Origin of the sequence: Streptomyces flavofungini, from assembly GCF_014650815.1 — a bacterium.
Classification (GTDB): Bacteria; Actinomycetota; Actinomycetes; order Streptomycetales; family Streptomycetaceae; genus Streptomyces; species Streptomyces flavofungini.
On sequence record NZ_BMVR01000015.1, the window covers coordinates 76,552 to 95,450 of the forward strand.

Sequence of the window (18,899 nt, forward strand, 5' to 3'; positions counted from 1 at the left end):
AAACGGAGCCCGAACAACCACACAAGGAACCCTCTTGAACGCCACCCCCGCACCCGACGGCCGTCCCCAACCGCACCCACCGGGAGCCTGCGGCACACAGTCCGCGCAGTCCCCGCAGACGGCGGAGGCCGGTACGGTCCCGCGGCAGAAAGGCAGGAGCCAGGAGGCCGAGCGTCTGCGCCACGGCACCACCGACCTCCTTGACCACCCCGACCCGCACACCGCGGCCCAGGCCGCTGCCGTCGAGAACCTGCTGCGCTGCTGGGTGCGGGAGAACGACATGGCCGCACCAGGTCATGGCTCCCTGCGCATCCCCCTCGAAGCCAGCGGCACCGCCCTCCTCGTCCCCGTGGACTACTGGTCCCCGACCGGCTGGCACCGCTTCGGCCCTCCTTGCTTGGAAGACGGCCCCGCAACCGCACCCCCGGTCGACGCCGTCACCGTCGCCGCCCTCCTGAGCCGCGAAACAGCCCGCGCAGCCGAACCGGCCCACGGCCCCGCCTCGGAGCACACCGGACACCACCTCGGCGACGGGTCCAACGACCAGCCCGACGCCCGCGCAGAAGGCCGCCCCGACGGCCCCGCCGACAGCCAACTCGACGCTCAGCACGGCGACTTCACGGCCGCACCCCCCGAAGAGCAGGCCGACCCGGAGCAGCCGCAGCCGCAGCCACAGCTCGCGGGCCTGGCGGCCGGGGCGTCCCAGAAAGTCACCTCGATCCGGGAAGCTGCCGAGCCCCGGGGAGTCACCGAAACCCGGGAAGCAGCCGATGGCGCCGACCTGGTCGCCCGCGTCGCCGACTCCGTCCGCCGCACCGCCGACTTCATCGCCGACCGCAGGAGCAACCCGGGCGACATCCCCGACCTGTTCCTGGCCGCCGAACAGTCCCTGCTCCTCGGCCACCCGCTGCACCCGACCCCGAAGAGCCGCGAAGGGCTCTCCGACACCGAATCACGGCTCTACTCACCGGAGTTGCGCGGCGCCTTCCCACTCCACTGGCTCGCCGTCGACCGCTCGGTGCTCGCCATGGACTCGGCCTGGACCGAACGCGGCCGCACCGTCCCGGCCGATCAGCTCAGCGCCCGCCTCGCGGGTCCCGACCTGCCGCTGCCCGACGACCACGCCGTGCTGCCCGCGCACCCCTGGCAGATCCGCGAACTCCGCCATCGCCCCGAGACCGCCGCCCTGCTGGACGCCGGGATCCTCAAGGACCTCGGCCCGCACGGCGCACCTTGGCACCCCACCTCCTCCGTACGCACCCTCTACCGTCCCGGCGCCCCGGCCATGCTGAAGCTGTCGCTGGCCCTGCGCATCACCAACTCCCGTCGTGAGAACCTCCGCAAGGAACTTCACCGCGGCGTCGAGGTCCACCGGTTGCTGCGCAGCGGCCTCGCCGAGCAGTGGCAGGCGGTCCACCCCGGGTTCGACGTGATCCGTGACCCGGCCTGGCTCGCCATCACCGGAGCGGACGGAGAAGCCGTCCCCGGGTTCGACGTCATGATCCGGCACAACCCCTTCCGCCCCGGCGGCGACGCCACCTGCATCGCCGGACTCGTCTCACCCAGGCCGACCGCCCAGCCCACCGGCCAGGACCGGCCGCCGATGCACTCCCGGCTCGCCGCGATCATCACCCGCCTCGCCGGCCACACCGGCCGCCCGCGAGGAGCCGTCGCCACCGAGTGGTTCTTGCGCTACCTCCAGCACATCGTGCGCCCCGTGCTCTGGCTGGACAGCGAAGCAGGCGTCGCCCTGGAGGCCCACCAGCAGAACACCCTGCTGCTGCTCGACCCCGACGGCTGGCCCACCGGGGGTCGCTACCGCGACAACCAGGGCTACTACTTCCGCGAATCCCGCCGCACCGAGCTGGAGAAGCGGCTCCCCGGCATCGGACAGCACAGCGACACCTTCGTCTCCGACGAGGTCACCGACGAGCGCTTCGCCTACTACCTCGGCATCAACAACGTCCTCGGCCTCATCGGCGCCCTGGGCGCCGAACGCCTCGCCGACGAACGGCTGTTGCTCGCCGCGTTCCGCCGCTTCCTGCTCGACGCCGCCTCGGGCCCCGGCCGACTCCGCACGCCGCTTCCCGCCCGACTGCTCGACTCACCCGTGCTGCGGTGCAAGGCCAACCTCCTGACCCGCCTGTACGGACTCGACGAACTCGTCGGCCCCGTCGACACCCAATCCGTCTACGTCACCATCTCGAATCCCCTCCACACATGACCCGCTCCACCCCGAATGAGCCGCTCCACCCCGGACCCCGCCGAAATCCACGCACTCCCCACCGGCCAAGACCACTGCGTTTGCGCCACCCCAGGCCACGCCCCCTTCCCTCGCCGATGACCATGACCCCTTCCTGAGGACCAGGCACCACACCTGCCGCATCCATCCCCTCCGAGAGGAGCGACGCCGTGCCTCCCACCGACGCGAGCACCGACGCCGGAATCGAGCCCGCCACCGCGGACGCCCCGGACTGCGAAGACACCCTGGACCTGCGGCTGCCCGACGAACTCGTCGCGCTGATCGTCGACTGCGGTGGGCACACGGCGCCCCTCACCTCCGACGGCACGACGGGCTCGGACCGCTCGGCGACCACCGAGTCCGACCCGCCATGCGGAGACCTGCTCGACCACGTGGCCACCTGGAGCCCCGCCACCACCGACGCGGGCGTCTTCCAACTCGTCCCCGTACGCATCGAACGCGACCTGGCGCTGATCAGCAGGTGGATGAACGACCCCGCCGTGGCGGCCTTCTGGGAACTGGCAGGACCCGCATGCGTCACGGAGGCCCACCTGCGCCCCCAACTCGACGGCGACGGACGCAGCGTTCCCTGCCTAGGCGTCCTCGACGGCACACCGATGAGCTACTGGGAGATCTACCGCGCCGACCTCGACCCACTCGCACGCCACTACCCCGCACGTCCTCACGACACCGGAATTCACCTCCTCGTCGGTGGCGTCGCCGATCGCGGCCGCGGCCTCGGCACCACCTTGCTGCGGGCCGTCGCCGACCTCGTACTCGACCACCGCCCCTCCTGCGCACGGGTCGTAGCCGAACCAGACCTGCGCAACACCCCCTCCGTCTCCGCCTTTCTGAGCGCCGGCTTCCGCTTCGCTGCCGAGGTGGACCTCCCCGACAAACGAGCGGCGCTCATGGTCCGTGACCGGGCCCTGCGCGCCGTGCTGTGACCTGCTCGGCCCGCCCCTTTTCGATCCGCTCACTTCTGATACACCGCTCGACCCGATCCGGTTCCCTCCCCGAGGAGTCCCCGTGCCGAATCTTTCCGACCCCGCGACATCCAACGGCCCCGCTGCCCTTTACGACCCGCCCGAACTGACCGCGGAACGCTGGGAGGAGGCCGGGCGCCGGCTCCTCGCCAAGCTCGTCGGCGAGTTCGCGTACGAAGAAATCCTCCGGCCGGTCCCCGCGGGGCAGGACGTCGGCGAGGCGGGCGCAGCGAGTGCTGAAAGCACCGCCGACACGGCCTGCGTGGAGGGCAGGGAAGGCGGGGTGGGCCCAGCGGATGCGGTGAGCGTCGAGAACAGGGGAAGCGCCGCCCATGGCGGGGACAGTGCTGCGGGAAGCGCGGGAGCCGCCGCGGACGGCCAGGATGGCATCACGGACGGCGACGGGCGCACCACGCACACGTACACCCTGCTGCTCGACGAACCTGCCGCGCCTGGCGAGCCCCGTCCCAGCCTCACCTTCCGTGCCCGCCGCGGCGCCTACGGCAGCTGGCGAGTGGACCCGGCAAGCCTGACGCTCACCGACGGTACCGGCAGCGCTCGCCCCTGCACCGACCCGCTGCACTTCCTCACCATCGCCCGCCGCACCGTCGACCTCGACGGCGCCACCCTCGGCCACCTCATCCGCGAACTGACCGCGACGCTGAGCGCCGACACCCGCCTCGACCACGGAGCGCTGAGCGCCGGGCAGCTCGCCGACCTCGACTATGCGGACCTCGAAGGGCACCAGACCGGCCACCCCTGGCTCGTCCTCAACAAGGGCCGCATCGGATTCTCCGCGACGGACGCCAGCCGCTGGGCACCCGAGGCCCGCAGCAACTCGGTCATCCCGTGGATCGCCGTGCACAACAGCATCGCCACCTACCGAGGCGTGCCGGGCCTGGACACCGCGGACGATCTCTACGCGCGCGAGCTGGCCCCGGAGACACGCGAGTCCTACGCGGCCATACTCAGCGCACGCGGCCTCGACCCGCGGGAGTACCTCTATCTGCCGGTGCACCCTTGGCAGTGGGACGACGTCGTGCTGCCCCTGTTCGCCCCGTCCGTCGCCGCCGGGACCATCGTCCCGCTCCCCAGCGACGGCGATCTGCGCCTGCCCCAGCAGTCGATCCGGACATTCCTGAACACCACGCGTCCCGACCGGCACACCATCAAACTTCCGCTGTCGGTCCTCAACACCCTGGTGTGGCGCGGTCTGCCCACCGAGCGGACGGTCGCCGCCTCGGCCGTCACCTCCTGGGTGCACGCCTTGCGCGACGGCGACCCGTTTCTGCGCGACGAGTGCCGGGTGATCCTCCTAGGAGAGGTCGCCTCCGTCGCCGTGGAGCACCCTGTCTACGACTCCCTTCCGGAAGTTCCCTACCAATACAAGGAACTGTTGGGCGCCATCTGGCGCGAGCCCCTCACGCGCTACCTCGCGCCTGGGGAGCGTGCCCGCACCCTCGCCGCGCTCCTGCACACCGATCCCCAGGGCCGCGCCTTCGTCACGGAGCTTGTCGCCCGCTCCGGGCTGACACCCACGGCGTGGCTGACGCATCTGTTCGCCGCGCTGCTGCCGCCCCTGCTGCAGTTCCTCTACCGGTACGGAACGGTGTTCTCCCCCCATGGGGAGAACGCCATCGTCGTCTTCGACGACAAGGACGTACCCGTGCGCCTCGCGGTCAAGGACTTCGTGGATGACGTCAATGTCAGTGCGGAGCCCGTGCCGGAGCACGCCTCCATGCCCGACGACGTACGCGACATCCTGCTCACCGAGCCGCCGACCTTCCTGCCCCAGTTCATCCATGCCGGGCTCTTCGTAGGAGTCTTCCGCTACCTGGCGCCGCTGTGCGAGGAACAGCTGGGCGTCCCGGAGGCCGGCTTCTGGTCCCTCGTGCGGGCCGAGATCCTGCGGCACCAGGCCCGCGCCCCCGAGCTGAAAGAGCGATACGAGACATTCGACCTGCTCACACCACGTATCGAGCGCCTGTGTCTGAATCGCAACCGGCTTCACCTCGACGGCTACCGCGACCGCTCCGAGCGCCCGCACGCCGCCGTCCACGGGACCGTGGCCAACCCCCTCCATCAGCCTTGATCGCAGTGTTGTCAGTGGGGCACCGTAGGGTGGTCGAGCTATGACGAAGCCCTCCCTCCCCGAGCTCCTGCACGCCGCCGTCGCCGCCGTCGGCGGCACGGAGCGCCCCGGCCAGGTGACCATGGCCGAGACCGTCGCCGAGTCGATCGACGACGGTTCCCACCTGCTGGTCCAGGCCGGCACCGGCACCGGAAAGTCCCTCGGCTATCTGGTGCCCGCGCTGGCGCACGGGGAGCGGGTCGTCGTCGCGACGGCAACCCTGGCGCTGCAGCGCCAGCTGGTCGAGCGCGACCTGCCGCGGACGGTGGACGCCCTGCATCCGCTGCTGCGCCGCCGCCCCGACTTCGCCATGCTCAAAGGCAGGTCGAATTATCTCTGCCTGCACCGCCTGCACGAGGGCGTGCCGCAGGACGAGGAAGAGGGGCTGTTCGACCAGTTCGAGGCGGCGACGCCCACCAGCAAGCTCGGCCGGGACCTGCTGCGTATGCGGGACTGGGCGGACGAGACGGAGACCGGCGACCGCGACGACCTCACCCCGGGCGTCTCCGACCGCGCCTGGGCACAGGTCTCCGTCTCCTCCAGGGAGTGCCTGGGTGCTTCGAAGTGCGCGTACGGCCAGGAGTGCTTCGCCGAGATGGCCCGTGAGCGCGCGAAGCTCGCCGAGGTCGTGGTCACCAATCACGCGCTGCTCGCGATCGACGCCATCGAGGGTGCCCCGGTCCTGCCCCAGCACGAGGTGCTGATCGTGGACGAGGCCCATGAGCTGGTGTCCCGTGTCACCGGTGTCGCCACCGGGGAGCTCACCCCGGGACAGGTCAACCGCGCGGTGCGGCGCGCGGCGAAGCTGGTCAACGAGAAGGCGGCAGATCAGCTCCAGACGGCTGCCGAGGGCTTCGAGCGGCTCATGGAGCTGGCGCTGCCGGGGCGCCTCGAAGAGGTCCCCGAAGACCTCGGCTATGCCCTGATGGCGCTGCGCGACGCCGCCCGCACGGTCATCTCGGCACTCGGCTCCACCCGCGACAAGTCCGTCCAGGACGAGGACGTGGTCCGCAAGCAGGCCCTGGCCTCCGTAGAGACGATCCACGACGTGGCGGAGCGCATCACGAACGGCTCCGAGTACGACGTCGTCTGGTACGAACGCCACGATCGTTTCGGCGCCTCCCTGAGGGTGGCTCCCATGTCCGTCTCGGGCCTGCTCCGCGAGAAGCTGTTCACCGACCGCTCGGTGGTCCTCACGTCCGCCACGCTCAAGCTCGGCGGGGACTTCAACGGCGTCGGCGCGTCCCTTGGCCTGTCCCCCGAGGGCACCCACACCGAGGACGCGCCCGTCTGGAAGGGCGTCGACGTCGGCTCGCCCTTCGACTACCGCAAGCAGGGCATCCTGTACGTCGCGCAGCACCTGGCACGTCCGGGGCGCGAGGGCACGCGCGGCGACATGCTGGATGAGCTCACCGAGCTGATCGAGGCGGCGGGCGGGCGGACGCTCGGCCTGTTCTCCTCGATGCGGGCGGCCCAGGCGGCGGCCGAGGAGCTGCGGGGCAGGCTCGACATGCCGATCCTGCTCCAGGGCGAGGAGACGCTGGGCGAGCTGATCAAGGGGTTCGCGGGCGACGCGCGGACGTGCCTGTTCGGCACGCTCTCGCTGTGGCAGGGCGTCGACGTACCGGGTGCGAGCTGCCAGTTGGTGATCATGGACAAGATCCCGTTCCCGCGTCCCGACGACCCGCTGATGAGCGCCCGGCAGAAGGCCGTGGACGATGCGGGCGGCAACGGCTTCATGGCGGTCGCGGCGACCCATGCCGCGCTGCTGATGGCTCAGGGCGCCGGTCGCCTCGTCCGGGCGTCGGGGGACCGTGGTGTGGTGGCGATCCTGGACCCGCGCCTGGCCACCGCGCGCTACGGGAGCTACCTGCGGGCTTCGCTGCCGGAGTTCTGGTACACGACGGACCGGAACCAGGTGCGCCGCTCCCTGGCGGCGATCGACGCGACGGCGACGGCCGCGGAGGCGTCGGCAGGTGCCGGGACGTCGGAGGCGGCAGAGGTCTCAGGGGGCTAGCCCGTGCCGCCGCCTCACTGTGGTGGGGGTGGCGGGGGCACGCGGTCGGTGTGGCTGGCCGGGCTGAGACCCGGCCGGCGCAGGGCAGCACTGCAGAAGAGGGCGCAGAGCCAGGACGGCAGAACAGCAGGACGCAAGAGACGGACCCCGGAACCGGCGCAGTAGGTTCCGGGGCCCGTGTCAGGGGCGGAGGCTCACACGCGACGCAGGACCGCGACGACCTTGCCGAGGATGGTCGCCTCGTCGCCGGGGATCGGCTGGTACGCGGAGTTGTGCGGCAGGAGCCAGACGTGCCCGTCCTCGCGCTTGAAGCGCTTGACGGTCGCCTCTCCGTCGAGCATGGCGGCGACGATGTCGCCGTTCTCGGCGACGGGCTGACGGCGGACCGTGACCCAGTCCCCGTCACAGATGGCGGCCTCGATCATGGAGTCGCCGACGACCTTCAGGACGAACAGCTCACCGTCGCCGACGAGCTGGCGGGGGAGAGGGAACACATCCTCGACGGACTCCTCGGCGAGGATCGGGCCGCCCGCCGCGATGCGGCCGACCAGCGGGACGTACGAAGCGGCCGGCTTGCCCGTGGTGTCGGTGGCCTGGGTGCTGGGCTGGTCCGAACCCCGGACCTCGTACGCCCGCGGGCGATGCGGGTCACGGCGCAGGAAGCCCTTGCGCTCGAGAGCCATCAGCTGGTGGGCCACCGACGAGGTGCTGGAGAGGCCGACCGCCTGACCGATCTCCCGCATGGACGGCGGGTAACCACGCCGCTGCACCGAGTCCCTGATGACCTCGATCACCCGGCGCTGGCGATCGGTGAGCCCCGAGCTGTCGGCGCGGATTCCTGGAGGTCGGCCCGGCAGGGAGCGCGTGGGCTTGGGCCCCTCCTGGTTCGTGGTTGCGTCATTCATGGCATGCACCGGCTCGAATCGGCTCTGGGAGCGGTCCTGGGCAGTGATGGTGGCGCTGTCTGCGGTGGTGGTCACGTCGGTCGGCCCCTCTCGAGATGTTCTCCCTAGTTAGCCAACGGTAGTTGCTTTCGAAAGGTTGCGCCAAACACACGTTCGAGTGAAAAATCGTAGATTCCCTGTCCTGATCATGTGTCTGGGTGTATGGCTGACGTTCGGGCCGAAAGGAAATTCGGTTCATTACGGTACGCTTCACCGCCGGGGTCCAGGCCCTGCCGGGTGAGGCTCCCATAGTGCCATTCGGTGCTCCGTCAACTGGGCACCGGGATCTCCCGGGTTGCGTCGGCGTGGGCCACGCGCGCCCGCCCGTCCGACCGGTTCCGCGACACGCGGTGACACCGAGGATTACGGGCAAACCCCAGATGTAGTGGTTGGATTGCGACCGCAGCCTAGAAGTTGTGGTCCCCGGTCTTCCGGGGCTGTAGGCATCGCCTATGCTTGGGGCTGCTTCGAGGGCCCCAAGGGTCCTTAGAGGTCTCTGTGTCGTGCCATGAAGGAGGGTTGGGAGATCCATGCACTGCCCCTTCTGTAGGCACCCCGACAGCCGCGTAGTCGACAGCCGCACCACTGATGACGGCACGTCGATCCGCAGGCGCCGTCAGTGCCCGGACTGCTCGCGTCGTTTCACGACCGTGGAGACCTGCTCGCTGATGGTCGTCAAGCGCAGCGGCGTCACCGAGCCCTTCAGCCGCACCAAGGTCATCAACGGTGTCCGCAAGGCATGCCAGGGGCGGCCCGTGACCGAGGATGCGCTGGCCCAGCTCGGCCAGCGTGTCGAGGAAGCGGTCCGGGCCACCGGAAGTGCCGAACTGACCACCCACGACGTGGGACTGGCCATACTCGGCCCGCTGCAGGAACTCGACCTCGTCGCCTATTTGCGCTTCGCGTCCGTGTACCGGGCGTTCGACTCGCTCGAGGACTTCGAGGCCGCCGTCGAAGAGCTGAGGGAGCGGCGCGACGCCGCGCCGGACGGCTCCGGAGCGGAACGTGACGCGACCGGCCGCGGGCCCGGTGGGACTGTCGAAGTCCCGCAGCCTGCCACCGCCGGCGACTGACCTTTCACGGTCCGACGGCGAACCAGACCTGTTGCGGTCGCCCTTAGTGGTGCCCGCGACACAAGACACACACCGTGCTGCGGGAAGAACGTGGCACTTCAGGGCGTTTTAGCCTGATACAGGGAGGCGGCATGACCGAGACGACGAGCGGCCCCGCGCGAGGTTCACGCGCGAAGGGACCCAAGGGCGGCAAGGGCCTGCGCATCGAGCGCATCCACACGACCCCGGGCGTGCATCCGTACGACGAGGTGGTCTGGGAGCGCCGTGACGTCGTCATGACCAACTGGCGCGACGGTTCGGTCAACTTCGAGCAGCGTGGCGTCGAGTTCCCCGAGTTCTGGTCGGTGAACGCGGTCAACATCGTCACGAGCAAGTACTTCCGCGGCGCGGTAGGCACCCCGCAGCGCGAGGTGAGCCTGAAGCAGCTCATCGACCGCATCGTGAAGACGTACCGGAAGGCCGGCGAGGACTACAAGTACTTCTCCTCGCCCGCCGACGCCGAGATCTTCGAGCACGAGCTGGCGTACGCCCTCCTGCACCAGATCTTCAGCTTCAACAGCCCTGTGTGGTTCAACGTCGGCACGCCTCAGCCGCAGCAGGTCTCCGCCTGCTTCATCCTGTCCGTCGACGACTCCATGGAGTCGATCCTCGACTGGTACAAGGAAGAGGGCATGATCTTCAAGGGCGGCTCCGGCGCCGGCCTCAACCTCTCCCGCATCCGTTCCTCCAAGGAACTGCTGTCCTCCGGAGGCAACGCCTCGGGACCGGTCTCCTTCATGCGGGGCGCCGACGCCTCCGCGGGAACGATCAAGTCGGGCGGCGCCACCCGCCGCGCGGCCAAGATGGTCATCCTCGACGTCGACCACCCCGACATCGAGGGCTTCATCGAGACCAAGGTGAAGGAAGAGGAGAAGATCCGCGCGCTGCGTGACGCGGGCTTCGACATGGACCTGGGCGGCGACGACATCACGTCCGTCCAGTACCAGAACGCCAACAACTCGGTCCGCGTGAACGACGAGTTCATGAAGGCCGTGGAGAACGGCGACAAGTTCGGCCTGCGTGCCCGCATGACCGGCGACGTCATCGAGGAGGTCGACGCCAAGTCGCTCTTCCGCAAGATGGCCGAGGCCGCCTGGGCCTGCGCCGACCCCGGCATCCAGTACGACGACACCATCAACGCCTGGCACACCTGCCCGGAGTCCGGCCGCATCAACGGCTCGAACCCCTGCAGCGAGTACATGCACCTGGACAACACGTCCTGCAACCTCGCCTCGCTGAACCTGATGAAGTTCCTCAAGGACGACGGCAACGGCACCCAGTCGTTCGAGTCCGAGCGCTTCTCCAAGGTCGTCGAGCTGGTCATCACGGCGATGGACATCTCCATCTGCTTCGCCGACTTCCCGACCCAGAAGATCGGCGAGAACACCCGCGCCTTCCGCCAGCTCGGCATCGGCTACGCCAACCTGGGCGCCCTGCTGATGGCCACCGGCCACGCGTACGACTCCGACGGCGGCCGCGCCCTCGCCGGTGCCATCACGTCGCTGATGACCGGCACCTCGTACAAGCGCTCCGCGGAGCTCGCGGCGGTCGTCGGCGCGTACGACGGCTACGCCCGCAACGCCACCCCGCACAAGCGCGTCATGAAGCAGCACGCCGATGCCAACACCTCGGCCGTCCGCGTGGACGACCTGGACACGCCGATCTGGGCCGCCGCCACGGAGGCCTGGCAGGACGTCCTGCGCCTCGGCGAGAAGAACGGTTTCCGTAACTCGCAGGCCTCGGTCATCGCGCCGACCGGCACCATCGGTCTCGCCATGTCCTGCGACACGACCGGCCTCGAGCCCGACCTCGCCCTGGTCAAGTTCAAGAAGCTCGTCGGCGGCGGCTCGATGCAGATCGTCAACGGCACCGTGCCGCAGGCCCTGCGTCGCCTCGGCTACCAGGAGGAGCAGATCGAGGCGATCGTCGCCCACATCGCCGAGAACGGCAATGTGATCGACGCCCCGGGCCTGAAGACCAAGCACTACGAGGTCTTCGACTGCGCCATGGGCGAGCGCTCCATCTCCGCGATGGGTCACGTCCGGATGATGGCGGCCATCCAGCCGTGGATCTCCGGCGCCCTCTCCAAGACGGTCAACCTCCCGGAGACCGCGACTGTCGAGGACGTCGAGGAGGTCTACTTCGAGGCCTGGAAGCTGGGCGTCAAGGCGCTCGCGATCTACCGCGACAACTGCAAGGTCGGTCAGCCCCTCTCCGCCAAGAAGAAGGAGGAGGAGAAGACCGAGATCGCCGAGAAGGCCGAGGGCACGATCCGCAGCGCGGTCGAGAAGGTGGTCGAGTACCGCCCGGTCCGCAAGCGCCTGCCGAAGGGCCGTCCCGGCATCACCACGTCCTTCACGGTCGGTGGCGCCGAGGGCTACATGACCGCGAACTCCTACCCGGACGACGGTCTGGGCGAGGTCTTCCTGAAGATGTCCAAGCAGGGTTCGACCCTCGCGGGCATGATGGACGCCTTCTCCATCGCCGTCTCCGTCGGTCTGCAGTACGGCGTGCCCCTGGAGACGTACGTTTCCAAGTTCACGAACATGCGCTTTGAGCCGGCCGGCATGACGGACGACCCGGACGTGCGGATGGCGCAGTCGATCGTCGACTACATCTTCCGCCGCCTGGCGCTGGACTTCCTGCCCTTCGAGACCCGCTCCGCGCTCGGCATCCACTCCGCCGAGGAGCGCCAGCGGCACCTGGAGACCGGTTCGTACGAGCCGGCCGACGAGGACGTCGACGTCGAGGGCCTGGCCCAGTCCGCCCCGCGGCAGACGGAGGTCCTGAAGGCCGTCGCCACGCCGAAGCCGGAGCAGACCGAGGCTCCCGCCCCGCAGCAGGCGCACACCAGCGCCGAGCTCGTGGAGATGCAGCTGGGCATCCAGGCCGACGCGCCGCTGTGCTTCTCCTGCGGCACGAAGATGCAGCGCGCGGGCTCGTGCTACATCTGCGAGGGCTGCGGCTCCACCAGCGGCTGCAGCTGATCGCCTGACGCTGTGAGGTGAGGGGCGGCGGGGCCAGGACGGTCCCGCCGCCCCTCATTGTTTCCCGGCCTCACGTCTCCCCGGCGCTTCGGTTTCCGGCTGACTCAGTGGGTCCCGTCGGAGGGTGGGGACCCAAGGGGCGAGCGGGGATGTCAGTGCGCGCTGCCCATTTCGGCGGTGAAGGCTGTGAGGTCCGTGTCGAAGCCGCGGAGCAGCTCGCGGAACGCCCAGTGCCCGCCCGGGCCCCGGGAGAATTCACCGATCACCGCGGCCGTCGATCCGGCGACCGAGGCGAAGTCGTGCTGCGCCAGATCGGTGTGCCCCTCCCGGATCCGGACCGAGGCGTTCGCCACGTCGCCGAAGACGTGTCCCTCCGGGGGCTGCTGTATGGCCACACCGATGAGCACGCGGGTGTACCGCTCGGACAGCCGCTCCAGCTCCAGGACCATGACTTCGTCGAACCCGAATCCCTGGCCGGTCCTGCTGTCCCGGCTGAGCGTGATCGTGCCGTCGGGGGAGCGGCTGTCGAAGTGCACCAGGTAGGCCGGCCGGCCCTGGGGATCATCAGCGGTGTACGTCGCGGCCACTATGTCCAGGTCGTGGGGCGACGCCCCGGCGGGGCTCGGGTCCCACTTCAGCCCGACCTCGACCTTCTTGAGCCCCTTCCTGATGCTGCTCACGAACTCCCCCTCGTGCTTGGTGCCTTGTCAGTGCTACGAACACGCTAAAGCCTGCCACTGACATCGGTGCCACGAACTATCCGTTTGCGTATGGGGCGGAGCTGGCGATCATTGACCGCATGACTTGGAACGGGGAAGAGCTGGACGTCGAGGCCTACTTGGCCAGGATCGGGTACGAGGGCGAGGCGAAGCCGGACCTGGAGACCCTGCGTGCGCTCCATCGCGCGCATGTGGCCTCGATCCCCTTTGAGAATCTCGAGATCATGCTCGGCCGACCGGTCCCGCTGGACCTGGCGGCACTGCAGGACAAACTGGTGCGCCGTCGGCGCGGCGGCTACTGCTACGAACAGAACCTGCTGTTCGCCGCTGCCCTGGAGCGCATCGGTTTCTCGGTCACGGGGCGCGGCGCCCGGGTCAGGGCGGGAGCGTCCACCACACGCGCGGTGTCGCACATGCTCCTGAACGTCGAGGCGGACGGCGAACAGTGGCACTGCGATGTCGGGTTCGGTGCCGACGGGCTGCTCGAACCGATCCTGATGCGCGAAGGTGTCGACGTGCGACAAGGAGAGTGGCGGTTCAGCATCGCGAGCGAACCGGAGGGAGTGCGAGTACTTCGCACCGAGAACTCCAACGGCTGGTTCGACCTCTACGCGTACACGCCTGCCCAGTGCCTGCCTGTGGACTACGTAGTGATGAACCACTACACCTCAACTCACCCCAAGTCTTCCTTCATCCGGCGCCCGGTGCTGCAGCGGGCCGCCCCCGAAGTACGCCGTCGCCTGACCGGCGCGCAACTGACGCTCACGCGCCCCGACGGTTCCTCGGGCGAACGTGACGTACCTGTAAGCGAGTTGCGGGACACGATCGTGCGGGAGTTCGGCGTCGAGTTGGGGGACGACGACTTCGCCGAGCTGATCCGGGTGCACTACGCCGGAGCGTGAACCTGGCCACGCGCCGCGCCGTACGATGGCGCGGTGCTGGTCAAGTGGATTCGCTGCACCGTGGTGGACCGCCGGGGTTTCGAGCGGGCGCAGCGAAAGTGGGCGGGGCTTCTGGGGGAGCCGGGGTTCCGGGGACAGGGCGGAGGATGGAGTCGCAGTCGGTCTGACGTGGCGCACGTCTTCGCGTTCTGGGAAAGCCGTGCCTTCTACGACTCCTTCATGGCCCGTTCGCACGACCGGCTGGCATCGGCCCAGGTGGGCACGTACACGAACCTGCAGGCCAAGCTCTTCGATCACCGCTTCGACGTGAAGACGGGGTTCGAGCCGCGCTTCACGGACGCGGACGTGGTGCGGGTGGCGCACTGCCGCGTCCATGAGGCGCGGGTGGAGAACTTCGCGCTGATGCAGGAGAAGGTCTGGAACCCGGCCATGGCGGGCTCGCCCGGCATGGTGCGCGGGCTCTTCGGCGAGGCACCCGGGCATGAGTTCCTGGTCCTCTCGATGTGGCAGTCGGCCGCCGAGCACGGGAAGTACCGCGTGGAACGCGTGGAACGGCTCGCGCTGCGCGCGCAGACGGAGGCGGATGTGGCGGCGATCGACGGAGACGTCGTGCAGTTGGAACCCTCGTGGACGGTGTGAGGCGGCGGGAGCAGGAGCCCCTCGAATCAGCGGCTGCTGAACGCCCCCGCACGCGTCGCCGCCAGTACCACCGCCGCGGACTGATCGGCGAGCGCCGCGTCGATCGGTTCCCGGGTGACGAACAGGCGGAGCATCAGCGGCGCGGAGACGGCGCGTACGAGCGCGGCCGCGTCGGTGTCCCGGTCTGCCTCGCCCCGCTCCACGGCCCGTGCGATCACGGCCTCGCAGCGTGAGAACCGCTCGGAGTAGAAGGCTCGCAGAGCGTCGGCGGCGCGCTGGGACTGGAACGAGGCGGCGATGAAGGCGGTCGGCGCCGCGGCCTTCGACTCGTCGGCGAACGCGTCGACGACTTCATGCGCGAGTGCGCGCAGATCGCCTTCCAGGCTGCCCGTGTCCGGTGGCGTCCACGTGTCCTCCCCGGCGAGGTCGAGTGCGTCGGCCACCAGGCCCTCCAGGCCGCCCCAGCGCCGGTACAGCGTGGTCTTGTGCACGCCGGAGTGCTCGGCGACGTACTCGATGGTCAGGCCCGGGTAGCCGTGGTCGCTGAGTCCGCTCAGGACCGCGTCGCGGACGGCCGCACGGGTGCGGGCGGTGCGGCCGCCGGGGCGGCGGGTGCCGGGTACCGGGTGCTCGTCGGCGTGAACGCCCTCGTTCGTCATCTCGGTCCTTCGCTTCTGTCTTCACAGCTCTGTCTTGCCGGCCCTGCCGGGCACGGCCGGGACAGCCTTGCCACACTCAATTGCTACTTCTGTTGCATTAGTGAGGGCGACTGTGCCACACTCATCGTAATGCGACAAGCGTTGCGTTTGCTGGCGGTGTGTGCGGACGTGGCATGTACGGAATCGGGGGTGTGCCCATGCCTACACAAATCTCGGTACGTGGCGTGACGAAGGCCAGGGGTGAACGCCTCCTGCTCAGCGACGTCTCCTTCAGCGTCCGGCCCGGGGAGCGCATCGGGGTCGTGGGGGAGAACGGCGCGGGGAAGTCGACACTGCTGCGCCTCCTTGCCGGCTGCGATCGGCCGGACGCCGGTGATGTGGTCACTGTCGCGGAGGGCGGCGCGGGGTTCCTCGCGCAGACACCGCAGTTGCCGGCGGATCGTTGCGTGGGGGACGCGGTCGACGCTGCCCTGGCCGAACTGCGCTCGATGGAGCGGCGGTTGCGTGAGCTGGAGGAGGGCCTCGGCGTGGCATCCGAGGCTGTGCTCAGTGAATACGGAGATCTGCTCACGGCCTTTGAGGTGCGCGGTGGATACGAAGCGGACGCACGCATCGACAAAGCCATGCACGGCCTCGGACTCGCCCACATAGATCGCGGGCGCGAGCTGGGCAGCCTGTCGGGAGGCGAACAGGCCCGCCTCGGCCTGGCCTGTCTGATCGCCGCCGCCCCCGAGGTGATGTTCCTGGACGAGCCGACCAACCACCTCGACGAGAACGCCCTCGACTGGCTGGAGAACTCCCTGCTGGCGCACCACGGCACGGTGGTCGCGGTTTCTCACGACCGGACCTTCCTGGAGCGTGTGGCCACCGCGATCCTCGAAGTGGACGAGGCCCGCCGCACGGTCGTGCGGTACGGCGGCGGCTATCAGGGCCTGCTCGCCGAGCGTGCGGCATCGAGACGGCGCTGGGAGCAGGCCTACGCGGAATGGCGCGAGGAGACGCGACGCCTCGAGGAGTTCGCGGCGACCACGGCGCACGCGGTGGCGGGTGGCCGGGGCATGAAGGACAACAACAAGATGGCGTACGACCGTGCGGGAGGCCGGGTGCAGGCCTCCGTCGCCGGGCGCGTGCGCAACGCGCAGGAGAGACTGCGCCGACTGCACGACGACCCCGTGCCCAAGCCGCCCGAGCCACTGCGCTTCGCCGCGCGCCCGGAGGCAGGGGCTGTTGACGCAGACCTGGTGTCATTGCGGGACGTGCGGGTCGGGGACCGGCTGCACGTCCAGGAGCTCACGGTCACTGCGGGCGAGCGGCTCCTCATCCACGGCGGCAACGGCGCAGGCAAGTCCACTCTGCTGCGCACCATGGCGGGCGTACTCGAACCGGACGAGGGCATCGTCGTCCGCCGGGGTCGCATCGGGTACCTCGCCCAGGAGATCCCGGTACGACGCCCAGCGGAGCGCGTGCTCGACACCTTCGGGAAAGGCTTGCCGCTCACCGCCGACGAGCAGGCCGAACTGCTGCTCTCCTACGGGCTGTTCCACCCCCGCGACCTTCAGGTGTCCGTCGGCTCGCTCTCCGCCGGACAACGCCGGAGGCTCGCCCTGGCCCGCCTGCTCGCCAGACCCGCCGACCTGCTCCTGCTCGACGAGCCGGGCAACCACCTGGCGCTCGCCCTCGTCGAGGAACTGGAGGAAGCCCTTGAGCGGTGGGCAGGAGCCCTCGTGGTCGTCTCGCACGACCGGCTCCTGCGCGACCGCTTCACCGGGCGAATACGCCGGATGGAGTCCGGACGGCTACCCGCCTGACCCGCCCGGGGCGCCGCCGATCTAGGGTCGACCCATGGCACGACCGCGGCGCATCGTCCTCGTCCGGCACGGCGAGTCGGCCGGCAACGCCGACGACACTGTGTACGAACGCGAGCCCGACCATGCCCTGGCGCTGACCGAGACCGGCTGGCGCCAGGCGGAGGAGACCGGCAAGCACCTGCGGGAGCTGTTCGGCCGGGAGCGGGTCAGCGTGTACGTCTCGCCGTACCGCCGCACCCACGAGACCTTCCGGGCGCTGCGCCTCGACCCCGACCGGGTGCGGGTGCGGGAGGAGCCGCGGCTGCGGGAGCAGGACTGGGGGAACTGGCAGGACCGAGACGACGTCAAGCTCCAGAAGGCCTACCGCGACGCCTACGGCCACTTCTTCTACCGCTTCGCCCAGGGCGAGTCCGGCGCCGACGTCTATGACCGCGTCGGCTCCTTCTTGGAGAGCCTGTACCGCAGCTTCGAGGCCCCTGACCATCCGCCCAACGTCCTGCTGGTCACCCATGGGCTGACCATGCGGCTGTTCTGCATGCGCTGGTTCCACTGGTCGGTGGCCGAGTTCGAATCGCTGTCCAACCCCGGCAACGGCGAGACGCGGACGCTGCTGCTCGGTGAGGACGGCAAGTACACCCTCGACCGGCCGTTTGAGCGCTGGCGTGAGCCGGAGCCGTACGGCATCACCGGATAGAGTGACGGAGCGATGACCGCTGACCTCTCTCCAGACCAGCGCCTGCACCGCGCCCTCGCCAGCCTGCGTGGTCTTGCGGTGGGAGACGCGCTGGGCTCCCAGTTCTTCACGCCCGCGCACTACCCTCTGCTCAAGCGGCGCGAGCTGCCCGACGGCCCCTGGCCCTGGACCGACGACACCGAGATGGCCTGTTCCGTGCTGTCCGTCCTCGCCACCCACGGCAGGATCGACCAGGACGAGCTGGCCCGCTCCTTCGCCGAGCACCACCACGCCGACCGGGGCTATGGCCCTGCCGTGAACCAGCTGCTCGGCCGGATCCGCGAGGGCGGGGACTGGCGGGAGCTGGCCTCGGCCCTGTTCAAGGGGCAGGGGTCCTGGGGCAATGGTGCGTCGATGCGGATCGCTCCGCTCGGCGCCTGGTACGCCGACGACCCGGAGCAGGCGACCCACCAGGCGGAGATCTCGGCGTACCCGACACACCAGCACCGCGAGGCCGTCGTGGGAGCGATGGCTGTGGCCGCCGCGGCGGCACTGGCCGCCGACCCTGCGGGGCCCCCGGCTCCGAAGGCGCTGCTGGACGGGGTCATCGACCTCGTGCCCCGCAGCGCTGTGGGCGCCGGGCTGCGCAGGGCCCGGGACATGCTCGACTACGGCGACGCCGGGACGGTGGCCGCGGTGCTGGGGTGCGGGCGTCGTACGACGGCGCACGACACGGTGCCGTTCGCGCTGTGGTCCGCGGCGCGTGCGCTCGGCGACTACGAAGCGGGCTTCTGGGCCACCGTGCGGGTGGGCGGCGACATGGACACCACGTGCGCGATCGTGGGCGGAGTCGTCGCCGCGAGTGCCGGTGCCGGTGCCGATGCCAGTGCGGGTGGGGCGCCCCCGGCCGCATGGCTGGAGCGGACCGAGCCGCTGCCCGCGTGGGTGCCGGTGGGTCCTGCCTGAGGGCCTGCGAAGGCCAGTGATTCGTACGGTGGACGTGCCTTGATGGTCGTCCCAGGGGTGACCACGTGTGTGCCGGGCCGGTCTCGCCGTCGCGAACGGCCCGGCACACACGGC

General features: G+C 69.8%; 14 protein-coding genes. 11 read left to right on the forward strand and 3 right to left on the reverse strand.

Annotated features, from left to right (window positions below; genetic code table 11):
* Positions 1-34 precede the first annotated feature (34 nt).
* The 4 genes from IE274_RS31670 to IE274_RS31685 all read left to right on the forward strand — a co-directional run bounded on the left by IE274_RS31670 (position 35) and on the right by IE274_RS31685 (position 7,376).
* Positions 35-2,224 carry an IucA/IucC family protein gene (locus tag IE274_RS31670; RefSeq protein WP_190119376.1) on the forward strand — a complete coding sequence of 730 codons (2,190 nt, stop codon included), beginning with the start codon at positions 35-37 and terminating at the stop codon, positions 2,222-2,224.
* Positions 2,225-2,412: 188 nt separating this feature from the next.
* The gene (locus tag IE274_RS31675; protein ID WP_190119377.1) at positions 2,413-3,189 is read left to right on the forward strand and encodes a GNAT family N-acetyltransferase; all 777 of its coding nucleotides are present in this window, start codon (positions 2,413-2,415) and stop codon (positions 3,187-3,189) included.
* Between the two features lie 82 nt (positions 3,190-3,271).
* Positions 3,272-5,320, forward strand: coding sequence for an IucA/IucC family protein (locus IE274_RS31680; protein WP_190119378.1), 2,049 nt, complete (start codon positions 3,272-3,274; stop codon positions 5,318-5,320).
* Between the two features lie 40 nt (positions 5,321-5,360).
* Positions 5,361-7,376, forward strand: coding sequence for an ATP-dependent DNA helicase (locus IE274_RS31685; RefSeq protein ID WP_190119379.1), 2,016 nt, complete (start codon positions 5,361-5,363; stop codon positions 7,374-7,376).
* Between the two features lie 194 nt (positions 7,377-7,570).
* Here IE274_RS31685 and lexA read toward each other — a convergent pair whose 3' ends face one another.
* Positions 7,571-8,356, reverse strand: a complete 786-nt coding sequence (gene lexA / locus IE274_RS31690; protein WP_190119380.1) for a transcriptional repressor LexA — start codon at positions 8,354-8,356, stop codon at positions 7,571-7,573.
* A 494-nt stretch (positions 8,357-8,850) separates the two neighbouring features.
* Between lexA and nrdR the strand changes: the two genes are divergently transcribed.
* A complete protein-coding gene (gene nrdR / locus IE274_RS31695; protein ID WP_190119381.1) occupies positions 8,851-9,393 on the forward strand; it encodes a transcriptional regulator NrdR in 543 nt (180 codons plus the stop codon).
* Between the two features lie 131 nt (positions 9,394-9,524).
* Positions 9,525-12,419: a vitamin B12-dependent ribonucleotide reductase gene (locus tag IE274_RS31700; RefSeq protein ID WP_190119382.1), complete on the forward strand. Its 2,895-nt coding sequence runs from the start codon at positions 9,525-9,527 to the stop codon at positions 12,417-12,419.
* Between the two features lie 152 nt (positions 12,420-12,571).
* Here the strand turns inward: IE274_RS31700 and IE274_RS31705 are convergent, their stop codons facing one another.
* Complete coding sequence (locus tag IE274_RS31705; protein WP_190119383.1) at positions 12,572-13,099, reverse strand: TerD family protein; 528 nt, start codon at positions 13,097-13,099, stop codon at positions 12,572-12,574.
* A 119-nt stretch (positions 13,100-13,218) separates the two neighbouring features.
* On the opposite strand from IE274_RS31705, the gene IE274_RS31710 reads away from it, so the two are divergent.
* Both IE274_RS31710 and IE274_RS31715 read left to right on the forward strand, forming a co-directional pair.
* Positions 13,219-14,040 (forward strand): arylamine N-acetyltransferase family protein, encoded by an 822-nt coding sequence (locus IE274_RS31710; RefSeq protein WP_190119384.1) that lies wholly within the window; start codon positions 13,219-13,221, stop codon positions 14,038-14,040.
* A gap of 33 nt (positions 14,041-14,073) precedes the next feature.
* On the forward strand, positions 14,074-14,679 hold the full coding sequence (locus IE274_RS31715) for a YdbC family protein (protein ID WP_190119385.1): 606 nt from the start codon (positions 14,074-14,076) through the stop codon (positions 14,677-14,679).
* Positions 14,680-14,705: 26 nt separating this feature from the next.
* On the opposite strand, the gene IE274_RS31720 is transcribed toward IE274_RS31715, so the two are convergent.
* A complete protein-coding gene (locus tag IE274_RS31720) occupies positions 14,706-15,338 on the reverse strand; it encodes a TetR/AcrR family transcriptional regulator (protein WP_190119386.1) in 633 nt (210 codons plus the stop codon).
* Positions 15,339-15,535: 197 nt separating this feature from the next.
* On the opposite strand from IE274_RS31720, the gene abc-f reads away from it, so the two are divergent.
* The 3 genes from abc-f to IE274_RS31735 are packed head-to-tail and all read left to right on the forward strand — an operon-like array spanning position 15,536 to position 18,785.
* Entirely contained in the window at positions 15,536-17,146 is a 1,611-nt protein-coding gene (gene abc-f, locus IE274_RS31725; RefSeq protein ID WP_190119387.1) for a ribosomal protection-like ABC-F family protein, read from the forward strand.
* Between the two features lie 34 nt (positions 17,147-17,180).
* Positions 17,181-17,840: a histidine phosphatase family protein gene (locus tag IE274_RS31730; RefSeq protein ID WP_190119388.1), complete on the forward strand. Its 660-nt coding sequence runs from the start codon at positions 17,181-17,183 to the stop codon at positions 17,838-17,840.
* Between the two features lie 12 nt (positions 17,841-17,852).
* Complete coding sequence (locus IE274_RS31735; protein ID WP_190119389.1) at positions 17,853-18,785, forward strand: ADP-ribosylglycohydrolase family protein; 933 nt, start codon at positions 17,853-17,855, stop codon at positions 18,783-18,785.
* Positions 18,786-18,899 lie beyond the last annotated feature (114 nt).